Origin of the sequence: Thalassospira profundimaris, assembly GCF_003326675.1 — a bacterium.
Classification (GTDB): domain Bacteria; phylum Pseudomonadota; class Alphaproteobacteria; order Rhodospirillales; family Thalassospiraceae; genus Thalassospira; species Thalassospira aquimaris.
The window spans coordinates 166,700-183,589 of sequence record NZ_JPWF01000008.1 but is presented as its reverse complement, the minus strand read 5'-3'; the positions used below and the strand labels follow the sequence as shown (position 1 = coordinate 183,589).

The following is a 16,890-nucleotide window of genomic DNA, read 5'->3' as shown; positions in this document are numbered from 1 at the left end:
TCGCTGTTGTTATGCACCGAAATGTCGAATGCGTTTCAGCGTTTGCTCTTTGCCAAGCACGATCATTACTTCGAAGATGCCCGGTGAAGAATTAGAGCCGGTGAGCACGGCGCGCAAGGGCTGCGCAACTTTTCCGAGTTTGAGATCAAGTTTCTCGGCAGTTGCACGGACACTTGCGTCTACGCTCTCTTCGGTCCAGCTATCAAGCGCTTCAAGGCTGTTGGCCAGTTCTGCAAACAGACCTTCAGGTGCGCTATCAATCAGGGACTGAGCTTTCTCGTTAACCGACGCCACACCGTCCGTTACATAGAAGGCCGAAGATTCGGCAAGCTCGATAAGTGTCTTGGCCCTTTCTTTAAGGCCTGACATGCCATTGATCAAGATTTCTTTTTGCGCTGCATCAATTGCATCAATACCAACAATGGTTGCAACCCGTTGAGAAATCTCGTCTACAAGCCGTTTATCATCAGCCTGACGAAGGTAAATCCCGTTCAGGTTTGTCAGCTTTGCGAAGTCAAAACGCGACGCGCCTTTGCCAACATCCTTGACATCAAACCACTCGATTGCCTGCTCCTGGGAGATGACTTCATCGTCACCATGACCCCAGCCAAGACGCAGCAAGTAGTTGTTCACGGCTTCCGGAAGGAATCCCATCTCGTCGCGATAGGCATCAACGCCCAGCGCGCCGTGACGTTTCGAAAGCTTTGCACCATCCGGGCCATGAATAAGCGGGATATGGGCAAAGGTCGGAACATCCCAACCCATTGCGTCATAAAGTGCTTTCTGGCGGAAGGCGTTGGTCAGATGGTCATCGCCACGGATGACATTGGTGACACCCATATCATGGTCATCAACTACGACCGAAAGCATATAGGTCGGCGTGCCGTCACCACGCAGAATGACGTAATCATCAAGCTGTTCATTGGCAACGCGAACTTCGCCCTGAACCTGATCATTGATGACTTCATCGCCTTCTTGCGGCGCTTTAAGACGTACCACCGGTTTGACGCCGGCAGGGGCCTCGGACGGGTCACGATCGCGCCAGGTGCCGTCATATTTCATCGGGCGGCCTTCGGCGCGGGCTTTCTCGCGCATTTCGGTCAGTTCTTCTGGCGTGCAGTAGCAAAGGTATGCTTTGCCGGCATCAAGAAGTTGTTGGGCGACTTCTGCATGGCGGTCGCGACGGGCGAACTGGAAAGTCGGCTCCTCGTCAGCGGTCAGGCCAAGCCAGTTCAAGCCGTCAAAAATGGCTTCTACGGCCTCGGGCGTTGAACGTTCGCGGTCTGTGTCTTCGATGCGCAGCAAGAACTTGCCGCCGGTGTGCTTGGCATAAAGCCAGTTATAAAGGGCGGTGCGTGCGCCGCCGATATGTAAATACCCGGTCGGGGACGGGGCAAAACGGGTAACAACCGTCATTCAATCTATCCGTTATCTGGATGTTGTTGCTTGTCGTATGGACTTTTGGCGTGCAGGCTATAGCACAAATGACACGCTGTTGCACCACAGCCGATGTTAGATAGAAACTTACCTTAAGGCAGGCTATTGGACATTCGTCGTAATACGTTTGCAGGAAGTGAATTAAAACAATGGCTTGTGTGGTTTTTCTCGCAAGTCAATTTTGTTGTTACAAGCCAAAGAAATAAGTGGTTCTTGTCCTCTGTTCTCTTCTTTGGGTTGGGCTGTGCACTGTATTTCTTGCTTCCTGCGCGTATCGGTGTTTCCAAAAATGCCGTTGCTGTGATTCTTTTGCTCAGTGCTTTCTGGATGGTGCGCCGGTTTGCCATGCTGGCATTTGCCCTGCAGTTGGCGGCAAGCCTGATGGCGGGGGCGTTTATCAGTGCCGTGCATATGGAACTTGGACCGAAATCCATTCTGACCAAGACCCTCTATTCAACAGAAATCGAAGGCACAGTGACGAACCTCGAACCCCGGGGAAGCCGACTTCGCGTAACACTTCAACCTTCAAGGATAGATGGTTTGTCCCCTGACCAGCTGGTTTGGAAGGTCAGACTAAGCTTCTTGGGGGATGCTGAATTTGCCATTGGTGATCAAGTTCGTGTCCGTGCGCGGTTGTTTCCGTTGCGCCCGCCATCCGTGCCGGATGATCCCGACTTTGCCCGCAATCTGTATTTCAGCGGCATAGGGGCAACCGGCTTTGCCTTTGGGCGTCAGTTCGAGGTTTTAAAGTCTGCATCATCCTTTGAACGCAGCGACTTATGGTCGTTTGTTGAGAAAATGCGTCAATCTGTTTCAAAGTCGATTGATCAATATTTAAGTATGCCGGAAGCCGGAATAGCCAAGGCTCTGATCATTGGTGAACGCGGTGAAGTCACACCTGAAATTGCCGAGGATTTGCGCAAGTCCGGGCTGGCGCATCTGTTGGCAATTTCGGGTCTGCATATGGGATTGCTATGCGGGACTGTGTTCTTTCTGGTCCGACTGGGCTTTGCCGCATTGCCATTCATTGCCCTGCGATACCCGGTCAAGAAATGGGCGGCCGTGATCGCGGCACTGGCCGGTTTGATTTACCTTGGCCTGTCGGGGGCCACTGTGCCGACACAGCGTGCCTTTGTCATGCTGCTGGTGGTCTGGATTGCCTTGTTGCTGGATCGACGGGCGATTTCGTTGCGGCTGGTTGGTGTTGCGGCTGTGGCGGTATTGGTCTTGCGCCCGGACGCCATTCTTGGCGCCAGTTTTCAGCTTTCCTTTGCCGCTGTCGGCGCGCTGGTCGCGTTTTATGAAGGACCGGGACGCCGATGGCTGGATCGGCGGGGAATGCACCCGTGGTATGAACGTGTTTTCTACTATGTTGTCGGATTGCTGATCACCGGTGTGATCGTGACGGCGGTTACGGCCCCCATCATCGGGTTTCATTTCGGGCGTATTTCGATGTTGGGTGTGTTTGCCAACCTGATTGCTATTCCGGTGATGGCATTCTGGGTGATGCCATTGATTGTCCTGGCACTTGCCTTAATGCCGTTCGGTTTGGCCGGGTGGGTTTTGGCACTGATGAAGCCGGGGCTGTCACTGCTGATTGAAACGGCCGCGATGGTGGCTGCCCAGGAATGGGGGCTTTGGTATGTTTCCGGGCTTGGATTTGGTGCTGTAGCCTGCCTGATGTTTGCACTTGCCTGGGCTATGGTCTGGCGTGATCAGGTCGCACTTGGTTTGGCCTTGCCGCTTATCGTGTTTGCCGGAATGACATATCTGAACCAAAGGACGCCAAACGTGCTGGTGGCTGGGGATCAGGAAAGCTGGGCAGTTTTTGATAAAGATACGGGAATCCTGCATATCTCCGATGGTGTCGGAGATTTCCAAAAATCGATCTGGATGGGCCGTTTTGGCATCCGGCCCGAGGATAAAGATCAAAGGGTGCAGGTCTGCAAAACCGATCCGTGCCTTTTGTCTGTTGGTTCGGAACTCCTGCAAACGCGCATCATCATTGCAAGCAAGCTGACCAACCCGTTTTACGCCTGTCGCAATGCCGATGTTGTGGTCACGCTCAAAACCGATTTGCCACGCCAGACCTGCCGCAAGGCCGGGACGGGGACGATGATTGATGATGATGTTTTATGGTGGCAGGGCGGCGTTGCCTTCGATGCGGAAAAGATCACCACGGATCACACTGAACTGGAAACTGTGCGTGAAACGTCGGGGCACTGGCCTTGGATTGTGATCGGTGGAAAGGCCGGACGTGACAGCCACTGATCTGCCAGTTCCTGTCATGTGGTGATAAAGTGCATCCCAAAACAAAATCGCCCGAATGCAGGGCACCGGGCGATTTTGTGTCGTTAATTTGGGGATGCTTAATACTGGCGCAAAAGCCCGACCAGACGCCCCTGAATGCGTACACGATCCGGTGACAGGGCACGGGTTTCATAGCGGGCATTGGCCGGTTCCAGAAGAACTTCACCGCGTCCGCGCTTAAGGCGCTTAAGGGTGGCTTCGCTGTCATCGACAAGGGCGACAACAATTGTGCCGTCATGGGCCTGCTCGCAGCGCTGGATCAGGACTGTATCCCCGTCAAGAATACCTGCCTCGATCATTGAATCACCCGACACCTCAAGCGCATAGTGATCACCCGATCCCAAAAGGGCGGCTGGTACCTGAACCATCGTGCTTTGATCGCGCAGCGCCTCGATCGGTGTACCTGCGGCAATGCGACCATAAAGCGGAAGCGAAATGGCTTCGCCGGTTTCAGCAAAGGCGGTGGGTACGGTGGCCGTGCGATGGGGCGCCTTGCGTGCGCTGGCAATCGATGTGACGTTGTTCGGGGTTTCCGGCGCATCATCATCGCTGTTTTCAGGAAGCCGGATGACTTCCAAGGCACGGGCGCGGTGTGCAAGGCGGCGGATAAAGCCGCGTTCCTCAAGCCCGGTGATAAGGCGGTGAATGCCGGATTTGGATTTAAGGTTCAGGGCCTCTTTCATTTCATCGAAAGAGGGCGAAATGCCGTGATCGCGAAGGTGATTGTCAATATAGACCAGCAACTCATATTGCTTGCGCGTCAGCATGATATTTCCCGAACCTGTAGTAAGAACAAAAAGGATACATAAATGTTCTACTTTAGTTCTTCTGTGCGGTCAAGCATGCGCGTGTAAAAACCGTCCGCCGGGACTGATTACCGGAAATCAATGCCCTGAAACGGGGCCTCAAACAGAGCTGTGTGGATCAATCGGCGGTATAGGTGCCGGACTTTCCGCCTTCCTTGTGGGTGACGCGGATGTCGGTGATCTGCATGGCCTTGTCAACCGCCTTGCACATGTCGAACACGGTCAGGGCAGCAACCGATGCCGCAGTCAGTGCCTCCATCTCGACCCCGGTTTTACCGGTGGTCTTGCATGTTGCTGTGATATCGACACCGTCAACATCATCGGCCAGTTCAAGGTCAACCGTAACCGATGTCAGGGGCAGGGGATGACAAAGCGGGATCAGGTCCGGCGTCTTTTTTGCCCCCATGATCCCGGCAAGCTGGGCGATGCCAAGAACATCGCCCTTTTTGTGACCACGATCCGCAATCAGCTGTGCCGTTTGTGCGGACATCAGAACCCGCGCCTTGGCGATGGCAATACGGGTGGTATCGGCCTTGGCCGATATATCCACCATCACGGCATTGCCGCCAGCATCAATATGGGAAAGTTGGTCTGCCATTGTTTTATCTGTCGTTAATCAGGCCGCAAGGCCCAGAAGATTGCGGGTGGCGGCTGTGACGTCATCCTGACGCATCAGGCTTTCACCAATCAGGAAGCATTGCGCACCGACCTTGGACATACGGGCCAGGTCTTCGGGGGTGAACAGGCCGCTTTCGGCGACCAGAAGACGATCACTATCGACCATACCGGCAAGTTCCTCGGTTGTGGTCAGCGAAATTTCCATGGTCTTGAGGTTACGGTTATTAACCCCGACCAGTCGTGATTTCAGTTTCAGCGCACGTTCAAGTTCCGGCGCATTGTGTACTTCGATCAGAACATCCATGCCAAGGCTGTGTGCCGCGTCTTCAAGCTCGGCGGCAAGTTCGTCTTCAAGGGCTGCCATGATCAAAAGGATGCAATCAGCCCCCAATGCACGTGCTTCGGTGATCTGATAGGGATCAACCATGAAATCCTTGCGCAATGCCGGAAGGTCAACAGCCGCACGTGCCGCCACCAGATAGCTGTCATCGCCTTGGAAATAGGGAATATCGGTCAAAACCGAAAGGCAGCTTGCACCGCCAGCCTGATAGGCCTTTGCCAGTTCCGGCGGATTGAAATCCGGGCGGATCAGGCCCTTGGACGGGGATGCCTTCTTGATTTCGGCAATCAGGCCATAACGGCCACTGGCAACACTTGTTTCAAGGGCATTGATAAAGCCGCGCGGTGCGGATTGCGCTTTTGCCTCTGCTTCAAGTGTAGCAAGGCTTTTGCGCGCCTTGCAGGCCGCAACATGGTCACGTTTGTCATCACAGATTTTTTGAAGAACGTCACTCACGCCGCGTTTCCTTCGTTGGTAATCGTGACAAGACCTTGCAGGGTTTCTGCTGCCTTGCCGCTGTCAATTGCTTCTGCTGCCTTTTTGATGCCATCGGCAAGATCGGTTGCGACACCCGTGACAACAAGGGCCGCACCGGCATTCATCAGAACGATGTCGCGATAGGGACTCTTTTTTGCTGCCAGAAGATCAAGAATGGCTTTGGCATTTACATCCGCATCGCCGCCCTTAAGGTCGTCAAGGGTTGCGGTCTCAAACCCGAAATCAGCCGGGGTAATTTCAAAGGTCGTGACATTGCCGCCCTTTACTTCGGCAACCAAAGTCGGACCGGTGGTCGAGATTTCATCAAGACCGCTATGACCATGCACGACCCAGGCATGAACCGATCCAAGGCGATTAAGCACATGGGCAACCGGTTCAACCCATTCCTTGGCAAACACACCAAGAACCTGGCGTTTGGTCTTTGCCGGGTTGGCCAGTGGTCCCAGCAGGTTAAAGATGGTACGTGTACCCATTTCAACGCGGGTTGGCATCACGTGACGCATCGCGGAATGGTGGCGGGTTGCCATCATAAAGCACAGACCAATTTCACGAAGCGCTTTTTCCAGCAGCTTCATATCGGCATCAAGATTGACACCAAGTGCCATCAAAACATCGGCAGAACCCGATTTCGACGATGCGGCGCGGTTGCCGTGCTTGGCAACAACAGCACCTGCCGCGGCCGCAACAATCGCGGCACCGGTTGAAATATTAAACGTTCCACTGCCATCACCACCCGTACCGCAGGTATCAACCGCATTTTCCGGGGCAACGATGCCGGTTGCCTTTTCGCGCATGACACGTGCCGCACCGGTGATTTCGTCAATCGTTTCACCGCGGATACGCAACCCCATAAGGAAAGCCCCCATCTGCGACGGGGTGGCCTGACCGGACATCAGCACGTTAAAGGCCTGTTCGGCCATGCTTTCGGTCAGTTTTTCACCATCAGCGACTTTGGCCAAGATTGGCTTCAGATCATTATCAGTCGGCATTCGGGTTTCCTCGGTTTACGGTCCGGTGCGGTTTTACGCGCCGGTATAGTCGATAAAATTCTTTAACAATGCGTGGCCATGTTCCGAAGCAATGCTTTCAGGATGGAACTGAACCCCGTGGATTTGATGGGTCTTGTGCCGGACACCCATGATCAGACCATCTTCGCTTTCGGCCGTGATTTCAAGGCTGTCAGGCAAAGTTTCGCGCTCGATCACCAAAGAATGATAACGCGTCGCCTCGAACGGGCTGGGAAGGCCTGCAAAAACGCTTGTACCGGAATGCTTCATGGCATCGGTCTTGCCATGCATGCAATGGGGCGCACGCACCACCTTGCCACCAAAGGCCTGTCCGATGGACTGATGGCCAAGACAAACCCCAAGAAGCTTGACCTTGCCTGCTGCTGCCTTGATCAGATCAAGGCAGATACCGGCACGCTCCGGGTCACAGGGGCCGGGCGAAATCACGATGCCTTCAGGTTTGAGGGCAAGGGCCTCTTCAACGGAAAGTTCATCATTGCGGCGCACTTCGACCTCGGGGCCGAGTTCGCGCAGATAATGCCACAAATTGAATGTGAAGCTGTCGTAATTATCGATGAGTAGATACATCGGAAAGGCGCCCATACATCTGAAGGTCGGCAGAGAATAAACGCCCTTGCCGCTACGTCAAGCGGAAGCAGAGTAAGGGTTTTTTCCTACAGCAGGTTGTCTTGTTCCAATGTCGGGATGATCTCTTAACCGGGTGCTAACCAGCATCGTTTTAAAACATCCCAACAATAACCGACATGATCGGTCTATAATCACCATATGGGAAGGAACTGTACGCCCAAGCGTACAGCGCCTACGAGCGACCCAGCAAACGATACTGGAGACCACCGCGTGGCACGCCGGGCAACGACCGCCAAACGTAAAAAGGCGGCACCCAAGAAATCCAGCCGAAAGAAAACTGCACCGAAAAAGAAATCGGGTGGTATTGGCCGCCTGATGCTGGGCGGTGCATTTGTGGCGGGTACATTATCGGCCATCATTGCTGTTGGCAGCATGCTTGAACTTGATCGTGCATCCGATGAATTTGGCCGCACATCCGATCAGCGTGCGCCTGACTACGCATTGGCAGAACCGGAACACAAGCCGATGCTGCGCAAGGATTATCAGCTACCGAAAACGCCGCCACCTGCGATGGAGGGACGGACAGGGTATCTGATTGATGAAAACGGCCGTCAAAGCGTCGATCCGGGGCAGGGTGGACAAAATTTGTCCGATTTTGTTGGAACACCCCCGCCATCGCGGCCAAAACAGGAAATTCTTCCCGGCGATAGCGGAAGCGATAGCCCGGCGACAACCGTCGCACCAGGGGGAAACGATGTGCCATGGCGCAAATATGCAGCCCTTGCCCCCGATGCCGGGCAAAAGCCGGTAATTGCGATTGTGATTGATGATGCGGGCCTTGATCAGCCACGCACGGCACGCACGACGGAGCTACCCGGTCCGATCACGATTTCATATTTGCCCTATGCCCGCGATTTACAGCCGCAAGTCAATGCTGCGCGCAAGGCCGGGCATGAAGTCATGTTGCATATGCCGATGGAGCCGTCATCAAAGTCGGTCGATCCGGGCCCGCATGCCTTGTTCGCAGACTTTGATCGACAAAAGATTCTCAGCGAGATGAACTGGATGCTGGATCGCTTTGACGGTTATGTCGGGGTGAATAACCATATGGGCAGCAAATTCACCGCCGATCCCGAACGCATGCAAATCGTCATGGAAGTTATGAAATCACGCGGGCTGCTGTTCCTTGATTCGCGAACAAGTGCGAAGTCGGTCGGCTATTCGACGGCGAACCAGTTCGGGGTGCCCGCCATTACACGCGATGTCTTTATTGATGATGCGGATGATGCCACCAAGATCGCCGAAATGCTGGAACGTACTGAACGGGTTGCTGCCAAGCAGGGTTATGCGATTGCAATCGGCCATCCGCGCGATCTGACGATTAGCGCGCTTCGCAAATGGATTCCCGAAATCGAGGCGCGCGGATTTGTTCTTGTGCCTGTGACCGATATTTTGCGCCGGTCTTCGCAAAGTGTTACCGGCTGATTGTCTGGTACGTCGACATTAAAGCAAAAGGGCCGCAGATGATTGCGGCCCTTTTCAATCTGATCCCGAAGATTGATCAGGCAAACCGATATGCTTCGCGTGCTGCCGCCATCAGGGCACCGGCCTTGTTACGGCATTCCTTGTGTTCCAGTTCCGGTTTGCTGTCGACGACGATACCGGCACCGGCCTGAATATGGATTTTCTCGTCCTTGATCACGGCCGTACGCAGCGCAATGCAGGTATCCATTGATCCATCGGCCGAGATATAGCCGATACATCCGGCATAAATGCCACGCCGAACCGATTCCAGTTCATCGATGATTTCCATCGCACGAACTTTTGGGGCACCCGAAACGGTGCCTGCCGGGAAACCCGCCTTAAGCGCGTCCATGGCGTCATATTTTGTTTCATCAATCTGACCGACCACGTTGGAAACAATATGCATGACGTGGGAGTAGTATTCGATCTGTTCGCGGTCTGTAACGCGAACGGTTCCCGGTTTGGAAACACGACCAACATCATTGCGGCCAAGATCAAGCAACATCAGATGTTCCGAGCGTTCCTTGGGGTCGTCCAACAGGTCCTGGGCCATGACTTTATCGTCTTCGGGCGTTTTGCCGCGCCGACGTGTACCGGCAATCGGACGAATGGTGACTTCGCCGTCACGCAGGCGGACCAGAATTTCCGGGCTGGCCCCGACAACCTGAAAGCCGCCAATATCAAGATAGAACATGAAGGGCGACGGATTGATCCGGCGCAGCGCCCGATAAAAGGCAAATGGCGGCAACTGATAGGGCAGCGTATAACGCTGAGACAGCACAACCTGAAAAATGTCGCCCGCGCGGATATATTCCTTGGCCTTGTCAACCATGTCATAAAATCCAACCTCATCAACGCTGACTTTCGGGTCGGGAAGGGTGTCGGGCACGGATTTGGACCGACGGTCGATGAACAGGTTGCGCTGAAACTGCATCACCACATCATTCAGGCGCGCGCAGGCCAGATCATAGGCGGCATTGGCATCAATGCCATCTTCCGGGCGGACCGGGGTGACGACGGTTACAGTATCTTCAATGGTGTCAAAGCTTGCCGTGACGGTCGGGCGGATAAAAATTCCGTCGGGAACGCCCAGTTCGTCATGGTTGCTGTCAGGAAGCTTTTCCATCAGACGAACGGTGTCATAGCCCATATAGCCGACCAGACCAGCACTCATGGGCGGCAGGTTGTCGGGCAATTCGATATAGCTTTCCGCAATCAGTTTTTTCAAACTGTCGAGTGGTGCGTCAGCCTCGTTCTCAAAGGCATCTGCATCGGCCATGGCACGACGGTTGAGTTCCGCCTTGGTCCCAAAGCATCGCCATATCAGGTCAGGTTTCAGGCCCAGAAATGAATAACGGCCGCGAACAGCACCACCTTCAACAGATTCAAGCAAATAGGTGTTCGGCATGCCTTCGGCGATCTTGAGGAACGCCGATACCGGCGTATCGAGATCGGCGGTCAAGGAGGTCCAAAGAACCTGCGATATGCCGTTTTCGTAATTTTGCTTGAAGCTGTTGAAATCCGGTTTGATTTCCATGGTCTATCCAAATGTTGGTCTGGTGATCGGCTTTTATAAAAAGAAAAGGGCGACCGGATTAACCGGTCGCCCTTTGTGCTGGTATCAGTTTGTCGCTGTCGGGGCATAAAGCCCGTTGATGACGGTGTTGTTGACCGTCACCGAGATTTCATCGCGCAGATAACCAAGATATTGCGAAAGGATATCTTCGTTGATTGCGGATTTCAGCTCGTCATTGATCGAGGATGCATCTGCGGTCTGCGCATCTGCAAGCTTGATGTCATCAAGACGGACAACCAGGATTTCTTCGCCGGTCTGGATTGCCTTTGCCTTGCCAGCTTCAAGGGTGAAGAGGGCGGCTGCAACAGACGGATTAACATCATTGCCAAGACCCTGACCGGTACGTTTGGTCAGGCCGGTTTCCTTAAGCGACGCAGCATCATCAAGTGCAAGCGTTGCAATGTCGGAACCTGAATTGACATTGTTTGCCAGTTCTTCGGCCTTGGCCATCATCTGTTTCTGACGCTCGTCCGCAGTCCAGGCCGCAACCACGTCATCGCGAACATCTTCGAACGGACGCAGGGCCGACGGGGTTACGTTCTCAACACGCAGAACATAGCGCGTGCCGGAACCGGTTTCTTCAAGGAAGCTCTCTTCACCGTTACCAAGTTCAAAGATCTTCGCATTGATTTCATCGGCACCGTCAATTGCTTCGCCGTAAAGACCTTCGCCACGGACAACACCGTTCAGCTTATAGGTCTTGGCGCCAACGTCACGTGCGGCATCTTCGATAGAAGTACCTGCACCAAGTTCCTCGTCGAACGAGGCGGCAAGATCATAAATAGCGTCTTCGGCTTTGAACTGCTTCAAGCCTTCAACAAGGATGTCGCGAACTTCGTCAATTGACTGGGTGCTGCCCGGGGTAATCGAGCTGACGCGCAGGATGTGCCACCCAAGTGCAGTTTCAACCGGCTCGGAAACGCCACCTTCAGACAGGGCGAAGGTCGCGGCACTCAGATCAGGCAGAATGTCGTTGGCGGTGAATTCGCCAAGCTTGACCATCGATTCATCCATGCCCGCTTCTTTGGCGATTGCCATGAAGTCGGCACCTTCCTGAAGCTTTTTATAGGCTTCATGCGCGGACTGTTCGTCATTCGGTGCGAACAGGATCTGCTCGACGGCACGCTTTTCCGGGGTTTGGAATTCAGCTTCACGCTGCTTGTAGGATTCGGCGATTTCTTCGTCGGTAACCGCAATGGTCGAAATCACATCCGATGCACTCAGCGTTGCCAGGGTCACATCACGGCTTTCCGGTGCCGTGAACTGTGCAGCGTTTTCTTCGTGGAATTTACGAAGGGTCGCATCATCGGCAACGGCAATATTTTCAAAGCCGGCAGCATTCAGCGCAAAGAAAGAACCGCTACGCTGTTCCTTGCGATAGGCAACAATCTGCTTTGCCATCATTTCCGGAACGGCAGCGGTGCCGGTCAGGCTGCCGACAACCTGCTGGCTCATCAGATCGCCACGAACGCCTTCGATGAATTCCTGTTCGGTGTAACCTGCGGTGTAAAGCGCCTGAAGGAAACGGTCACGGCTGAACTGGCCGGTGGTCGGGTCCTTGAAATTGTCCGATGTGAAGATGGTATCGCGGACTTTATCGTCGCTGATGCCAATCCCCATGTCCTTGGCGTCTTCACGCAGCACTTTCTGAGATACGAGCGACTGCACCGTATTGTTCAGAAGGCCCATCTGGATGGCCTGTTGCTGGTTGAAATTCGGGCCGAATACATTTCGCATATTCTGCACGCTGCGCTGGAAGGCGCGGTCCAGTTCAATCGGGGTAATTTTCTGGCTGCCGATTTCGGCAACTTCACGCGACGTGCCAAGATTAAGCATCGATGCGTTCAGGCCCCAGATCACGAAGCTCAGAGCAATCACGCCAAAGATGATCTTGGCAAAGATTGATTTCGAAAATGTGCGAATGCCAGCAAGCATATGATAAGCCTAACAATTCGTGGTTTGGTGTCGATATAATGTATCGACAGCTTTTAATTATGGTCGTCACTGGACGTAAATCCCGACGAAATTGCCGGGCATCTTAATGGCGAGACGTAGCAGCGGCAACAGCCGATTGCATAGAAGATCATTGCAATACCAAACGAAATGCATGATCGCGTGCTTTCCGGTACTTGGCCCCATGCGGTGGACATGCTAAAAGCCGCATCGAAATTGATCTTGTAACAGTTCGTAACGGCCAGTCTGGTAAAGTTAAGGTGCTGTTTGAAAACAAGATTGTCTGAACATGATCAGCACGAGGTACTTTGACATGACCCAACGCCGTCCCCTGATTGCCGGAAACTGGAAAATGAACTGTTTGCGCGCAGACGGTCTTGCACTGGCGTCCGGTCTGGCTGCAAAGGCTTCTGAAAAGGGTCAGCTTGGGTGTGATGTGCTGGTATGTCCGCCAGCAACTTTGTTGTCAGAAGTTGTTGGTGTCACGAAGGATAGTGCTGTTGCTGTTGGCGGACAGGATTGCCATGTTGCGACCTCGGGCGCACATACCGGTGATATCGCTGCTCCGATGCTGGCTGATATTGGTGCCGGTTATGTTCTGGTTGGTCATTCCGAGCGTCGCGCCGATCATAGTGAAAGCTCGACCGATATTCGCCGCAAGGCCATTGCTGCACATGATGCGGGCCTGTTTGCGGTCGTCTGTGTTGGCGAAACCGAACAGGAACGCGATCTTGGTGCGACCCTCTCTGTTGTGAACGGGCAGGTGGCTGTTTCTGTCCCGGACGGCGCGACTGCAAAGAACACCGTGGTCGCCTATGAGCCGGTCTGGGCAATTGGCACTGGCCGCACAGCAAGTGTCGAAGAAGTTGCCGAAGTTCACACCGCAATCCGTGCCGAACTTGTCAAACGCTTTGAAGACGGTAACGAATTCCGCATTCTTTATGGTGGTTCGGTCAAACCGTCCAATGCGGCAGAATTGCTTGCACTTGAAGATGTCGATGGCGCACTTGTCGGCGGGGCGAGCCTCAAGGTTGAAGATTTTTGGCAAATTATTGAAACTTGCGCCTAGCCAACAGCCATAAAACGCGTTAAATACGCATCAAATTTATGCCCGATCCGGGCCAAACTGTGTTCGGATCGGAAGTTAGGACAAGAGTTTCGAGACCATGCATACAGTCATTCTGGTAATCCACCTTCTTCTTGCGCTTGGCTTGATCGCCGTGATTCTCGTACAGCGCAGCGAGGGCGGTGGGCTTGGTATCGGCGGTAACAGCGGCGGTGGAGGCGGCGGCTTCGGCGTGATGAGCTCGCGCGGCGCTGCAAACCTCCTGACCCGTACCACTGCGATTCTGGCAGGTGCATTCATGATCACCAGCATCATTCTTGCATTGCAGTCCAACAGCCACACCAAGCCAACTTCCATTCTGGAACAGGCACCGGCTTCGGCCCCGGCGGTTACTGAACCCGCTGAGGATACCGGGCCCGCGGCTCCGACCCGCTAAACAAATTAACCGACGACACGAGGCGGCAAACTTGCCGCCTCAATTTTTGATTGTTGTATTCCCCGGTTCGTGATGCACTAAACGGCATTGAACCGAGGCTTTGTGCTTTGAGATGAGGCAAAGAAATGACTCGTTATATCTTTATTACCGGTGGCGTTGTTTCTTCGCTGGGCAAAGGCCTGGCTTCCGCTGCTTTGGGTGCTTCGTTACAGGCACGCGGCTTTACTGTTCGTCTGCGTAAGCTTGATCCGTATATCAACGTTGATCCGGGCACCATGAGCCCTTACCAGCACGGCGAATGCTATGTGACCGAAGACGGTGCCGAAACCGATCTTGATCTTGGTCACTATGAACGTTTCACCGGCGTATCATCGCGCCGTTCCGATAACGTGACCACTGGCCGTATTTATTCAAACGTGATTGCACGTGAACGTCGTGGCGATTATCTGGGCGGAACCGTTCAGGTCATCCCACATATCACGGATGCCATCAAGGAATTCGTTCAGTCTGATGCGACCGAGGACTTTGTCCTTGTCGAGATCGGTGGCACGGTTGGCGATATCGAAAGCCTGCCGTTCCTTGAAGCGATCCGCCAGATGGGCAACGACCTTGGCGATGGCCGCACGTTGTTCATGCATCTGACCCTGGTTCCGTATATTTCGACCGCGGGTGAGCTGAAAACCAAACCGACCCAGCATTCCGTCAAGGAACTGCAAAGCGTTGGTATCCAGCCTGATATTCTGCTGTGCCGTTGTGATCGTGAAATTCCGATCAATGAACGCCGCAAGATTGCGCGTTTCTGTAACGTCCGTGAAGCCGCTGTTATTCCGGCCTATGACGTCGACAATATCTATCAGGTGCCGATCAGCTATCACCAGTACGGTCTTGATAGCGAAGTTCTGCATCACTTCGGCCTGCAGGCGCAGGACCCGGATTTGGCGCCGTGGGAAAACATTTGCAACACCATCCGTAACCCGGAAGGTGAAGTCACCATCGGTATCGTTGGCAAATACATCCAGCTTCCCGATGCCTATAAGTCCCTGACCGAAGCATTGACCCATGGTGGTATCGCCAACAAGGTCCGTGTCAATCTGGAATGGATCGCGTCTGACGAGCTGGAAAAAGAAGGCAACGTCAACGAAATGCTGTCCAAACTTGATGCAATCATGGTGCCGGGTGGCTTTGGTGAACGCGGAGCAGAAGGCAAAATTGCTGCTGCACGTTATGCCCGTGAAAACAAGGTTCCGTATTTCGGCATCTGCTTTGGTATGCAGATGGCAGTTCTGGAAGCAGCCCGTAACCTTGCCGGTCTGAAAGATGCATCCTCGTCCGAATTCGGCCCGACCAAAACCCCGCTTGTCGGTCTGATGACCGAATGGGCAAAGGATGGTGGTTCGGTGGAACGCCGTACCGGCGAAGATGATCTGGGCGGCACCATGCGTTTGGGCAATTACGAGTGCAAGCTGGTTGACGGCACCCATGCACGTGACATCTATGGCAGTGAAACCGTTCTTGAACGTCACCGTCACCGGTATGAAGTTAACGTAAACTTCATGTCGCAGCTTGAGGAAAAAGGTCTTAAATTCTCGGGCCTGTCGCCGGATGGTCGTCTGCCGGAAATCGTTGAATACCCGGATCACCCGTGGTTCATCGGTGTTCAGTTCCACCCGGAACTGCGTTCGCGTCCGCTCGATCCGCATCCGCTGTTCGTGTCTTATATCAAGGCCGCCAAAGAGCGCAGCCGTCTGGTATAATCGATACGCAGTCTGACTGCGCGCGTGGCCGTGTGCCGCATGCTTGAATGAAAGTCATCGCAATGACCGAAATTAAAACTGTCAAAGTCGGCAACATCGAAATCGCCAATGACAAGCCCTTTGCCGTTTTGGCAGGGCCTTGCGCGATTGAAAGCCGTCAGCACGCACTGGAAATGTCCGCAGCCCTTAAGGAATTGTCCGAAGGGCTTGGCATCGGACTGGTTTACAAAAGCTCGTTTGACAAGGCCAACCGTACCAGCACCACGTCCAAACGCGGCGTTGGTATTTCCGAAGGCCTCGACATTCTGGCAGAAGTGAAATCTGTTACCGGCCTTCCGATTGTAACCGATGTGCATTTGCCAGATCAGTGTGCGGCCGTGGCCGAAGTTGCCGACATTCTTCAGATCCCGGCATTCCTGTGCCGTCAGGCGGATCTGTTGCAGGCAGCGGGCAAGACCGGACGTGCGGTCAACGTTAAAAAAGGCCAATTCCTGGCTCCCTGGGACATGGTTAACGTTGCCAACAACCTTGCCGCTACCGGCAATGAAAATATTATGCTCTGTGACCGTGGGACCAGCTTTGGCTACAACACGCTTGTCACGGACTTCCGCGGACTTCCCACCATGGCCCGTCAGGGCTACCCAGTTGTCTTCGATGCAACCCATTCGGTCCAGCAGCCAGGCGGACAGGGCACCTCGTCAGGTGGCCAGCGCGAATTCGCGCCTGTTCTGGCCCGCGCAGCCGTGTCGGTTGGTATCGCGGCACTGTTTATCGAAACCCACGATAATCCGGCAACGGCCATCTCTGATGGCCCGAACCAAATCCCGTTGAACAAATTGCCCGAAGTTCTTTCGGTTCTGATGGAATTGGACAAAGTGGCAAAAGCCAATCCGGTTCGTCTGGATATGTTCGACGCATGATTTTCAAATGCCGCCAATCGTCATTGGCGGCATTCTTTTTTGCTGTAACCTTCATGC

Annotated in this window: 14 protein-coding genes; 6 read left to right on the top strand and 8 right to left on the bottom strand. The window is 53.9% G+C overall.

Annotated features, from left to right (window positions below; all coding sequences use genetic code 11):
- Positions 1–9 precede the first annotated feature (9 nt).
- Positions 10–1,416 (bottom strand): glutamate--tRNA ligase, encoded by a 1,407-nt coding sequence (gltX, locus tag TH19_RS13615; RefSeq protein WP_114102900.1) that lies wholly within the window; start codon positions 1,414–1,416, stop codon positions 10–12.
- Positions 1,417–1,650: 234 nt separating this feature from the next.
- Here gltX and TH19_RS13610 point away from each other — a divergent pair, with 234 nt between their 5' ends.
- Positions 1,651–3,708 carry a ComEC/Rec2 family competence protein gene (locus TH19_RS13610; RefSeq protein ID WP_258547957.1) on the top strand — a complete coding sequence of 686 codons (2,058 nt, stop codon included), beginning with the start codon at positions 1,651–1,653 and terminating at the stop codon, positions 3,706–3,708.
- Between the two features lie 98 nt (positions 3,709–3,806).
- Here the strand turns inward: TH19_RS13610 and lexA are convergent, their stop codons facing one another.
- The 5 genes from lexA to TH19_RS13585 all read right to left on the bottom strand — a co-directional run bounded on the left by lexA (position 3,807) and on the right by TH19_RS13585 (position 7,604).
- Positions 3,807–4,514, bottom strand: a complete 708-nt coding sequence (lexA, locus tag TH19_RS13605; protein ID WP_114102898.1) for a transcriptional repressor LexA — start codon at positions 4,512–4,514, stop codon at positions 3,807–3,809.
- Positions 4,515–4,671: 157 nt separating this feature from the next.
- On the bottom strand, positions 4,672–5,151 hold the full coding sequence (moaC, locus tag TH19_RS13600; RefSeq protein ID WP_114102897.1) for a cyclic pyranopterin monophosphate synthase MoaC: 480 nt from the start codon (positions 5,149–5,151) through the stop codon (positions 4,672–4,674).
- An 18-nt stretch (positions 5,152–5,169) separates the two neighbouring features.
- Positions 5,170–5,967, bottom strand: a complete 798-nt coding sequence (gene trpC / locus TH19_RS13595; protein ID WP_114102896.1) for an indole-3-glycerol phosphate synthase TrpC — start codon at positions 5,965–5,967, stop codon at positions 5,170–5,172.
- On the bottom strand, positions 5,964–6,998 hold the full coding sequence (gene trpD / locus TH19_RS13590) for an anthranilate phosphoribosyltransferase (RefSeq protein ID WP_114102895.1): 1,035 nt from the start codon (positions 6,996–6,998) through the stop codon (positions 5,964–5,966). Before trpD ends, trpC begins: the two co-directional genes overlap by 4 nt.
- A gap of 33 nt (positions 6,999–7,031) precedes the next feature.
- On the bottom strand, positions 7,032–7,604 hold the full coding sequence (locus tag TH19_RS13585) for an anthranilate synthase component II (protein ID WP_114102950.1): 573 nt from the start codon (positions 7,602–7,604) through the stop codon (positions 7,032–7,034).
- 270 nt (positions 7,605–7,874) lie between these two features.
- Here TH19_RS13585 and TH19_RS13580 point away from each other — a divergent pair, with 270 nt between their 5' ends.
- The gene (locus tag TH19_RS13580; RefSeq protein ID WP_114102894.1) at positions 7,875–9,089 is read left to right on the top strand and encodes a divergent polysaccharide deacetylase family protein; all 1,215 of its coding nucleotides are present in this window, start codon (positions 7,875–7,877) and stop codon (positions 9,087–9,089) included.
- 76 nt (positions 9,090–9,165) lie between these two features.
- Here TH19_RS13580 and trpE read toward each other — a convergent pair whose 3' ends face one another.
- Positions 9,166–10,665 (bottom strand): anthranilate synthase component I, encoded by a 1,500-nt coding sequence (gene trpE, locus TH19_RS13575; protein ID WP_114102893.1) that lies wholly within the window; start codon positions 10,663–10,665, stop codon positions 9,166–9,168.
- Positions 10,666–10,749: 84 nt separating this feature from the next.
- Complete coding sequence (locus TH19_RS13570) at positions 10,750–12,639, bottom strand: SurA N-terminal domain-containing protein (protein ID WP_114102892.1); 1,890 nt, start codon at positions 12,637–12,639, stop codon at positions 10,750–10,752.
- Positions 12,640–12,970: 331 nt separating this feature from the next.
- On the opposite strand from TH19_RS13570, the gene tpiA reads away from it, so the two are divergent.
- From tpiA to kdsA, 4 genes are all read left to right on the top strand, one after another.
- Positions 12,971–13,726: a triose-phosphate isomerase gene (gene tpiA, locus TH19_RS13565; RefSeq protein WP_114102891.1), complete on the top strand. Its 756-nt coding sequence runs from the start codon at positions 12,971–12,973 to the stop codon at positions 13,724–13,726.
- A gap of 97 nt (positions 13,727–13,823) precedes the next feature.
- Positions 13,824–14,159 carry a preprotein translocase subunit SecG gene (secG, locus tag TH19_RS13560; RefSeq protein WP_114102890.1) on the top strand — a complete coding sequence of 112 codons (336 nt, stop codon included), beginning with the start codon at positions 13,824–13,826 and terminating at the stop codon, positions 14,157–14,159.
- 125 nt (positions 14,160–14,284) lie between these two features.
- Positions 14,285–15,913, top strand: a complete 1,629-nt coding sequence (locus TH19_RS13555; protein WP_114102889.1) for a CTP synthase — start codon at positions 14,285–14,287, stop codon at positions 15,911–15,913.
- 62 nt (positions 15,914–15,975) lie between these two features.
- On the top strand, positions 15,976–16,833 hold the full coding sequence (kdsA, locus tag TH19_RS13550) for a 3-deoxy-8-phosphooctulonate synthase (RefSeq protein ID WP_114102949.1): 858 nt from the start codon (positions 15,976–15,978) through the stop codon (positions 16,831–16,833).
- Positions 16,834–16,890: the final 57 nt, after the last annotated feature.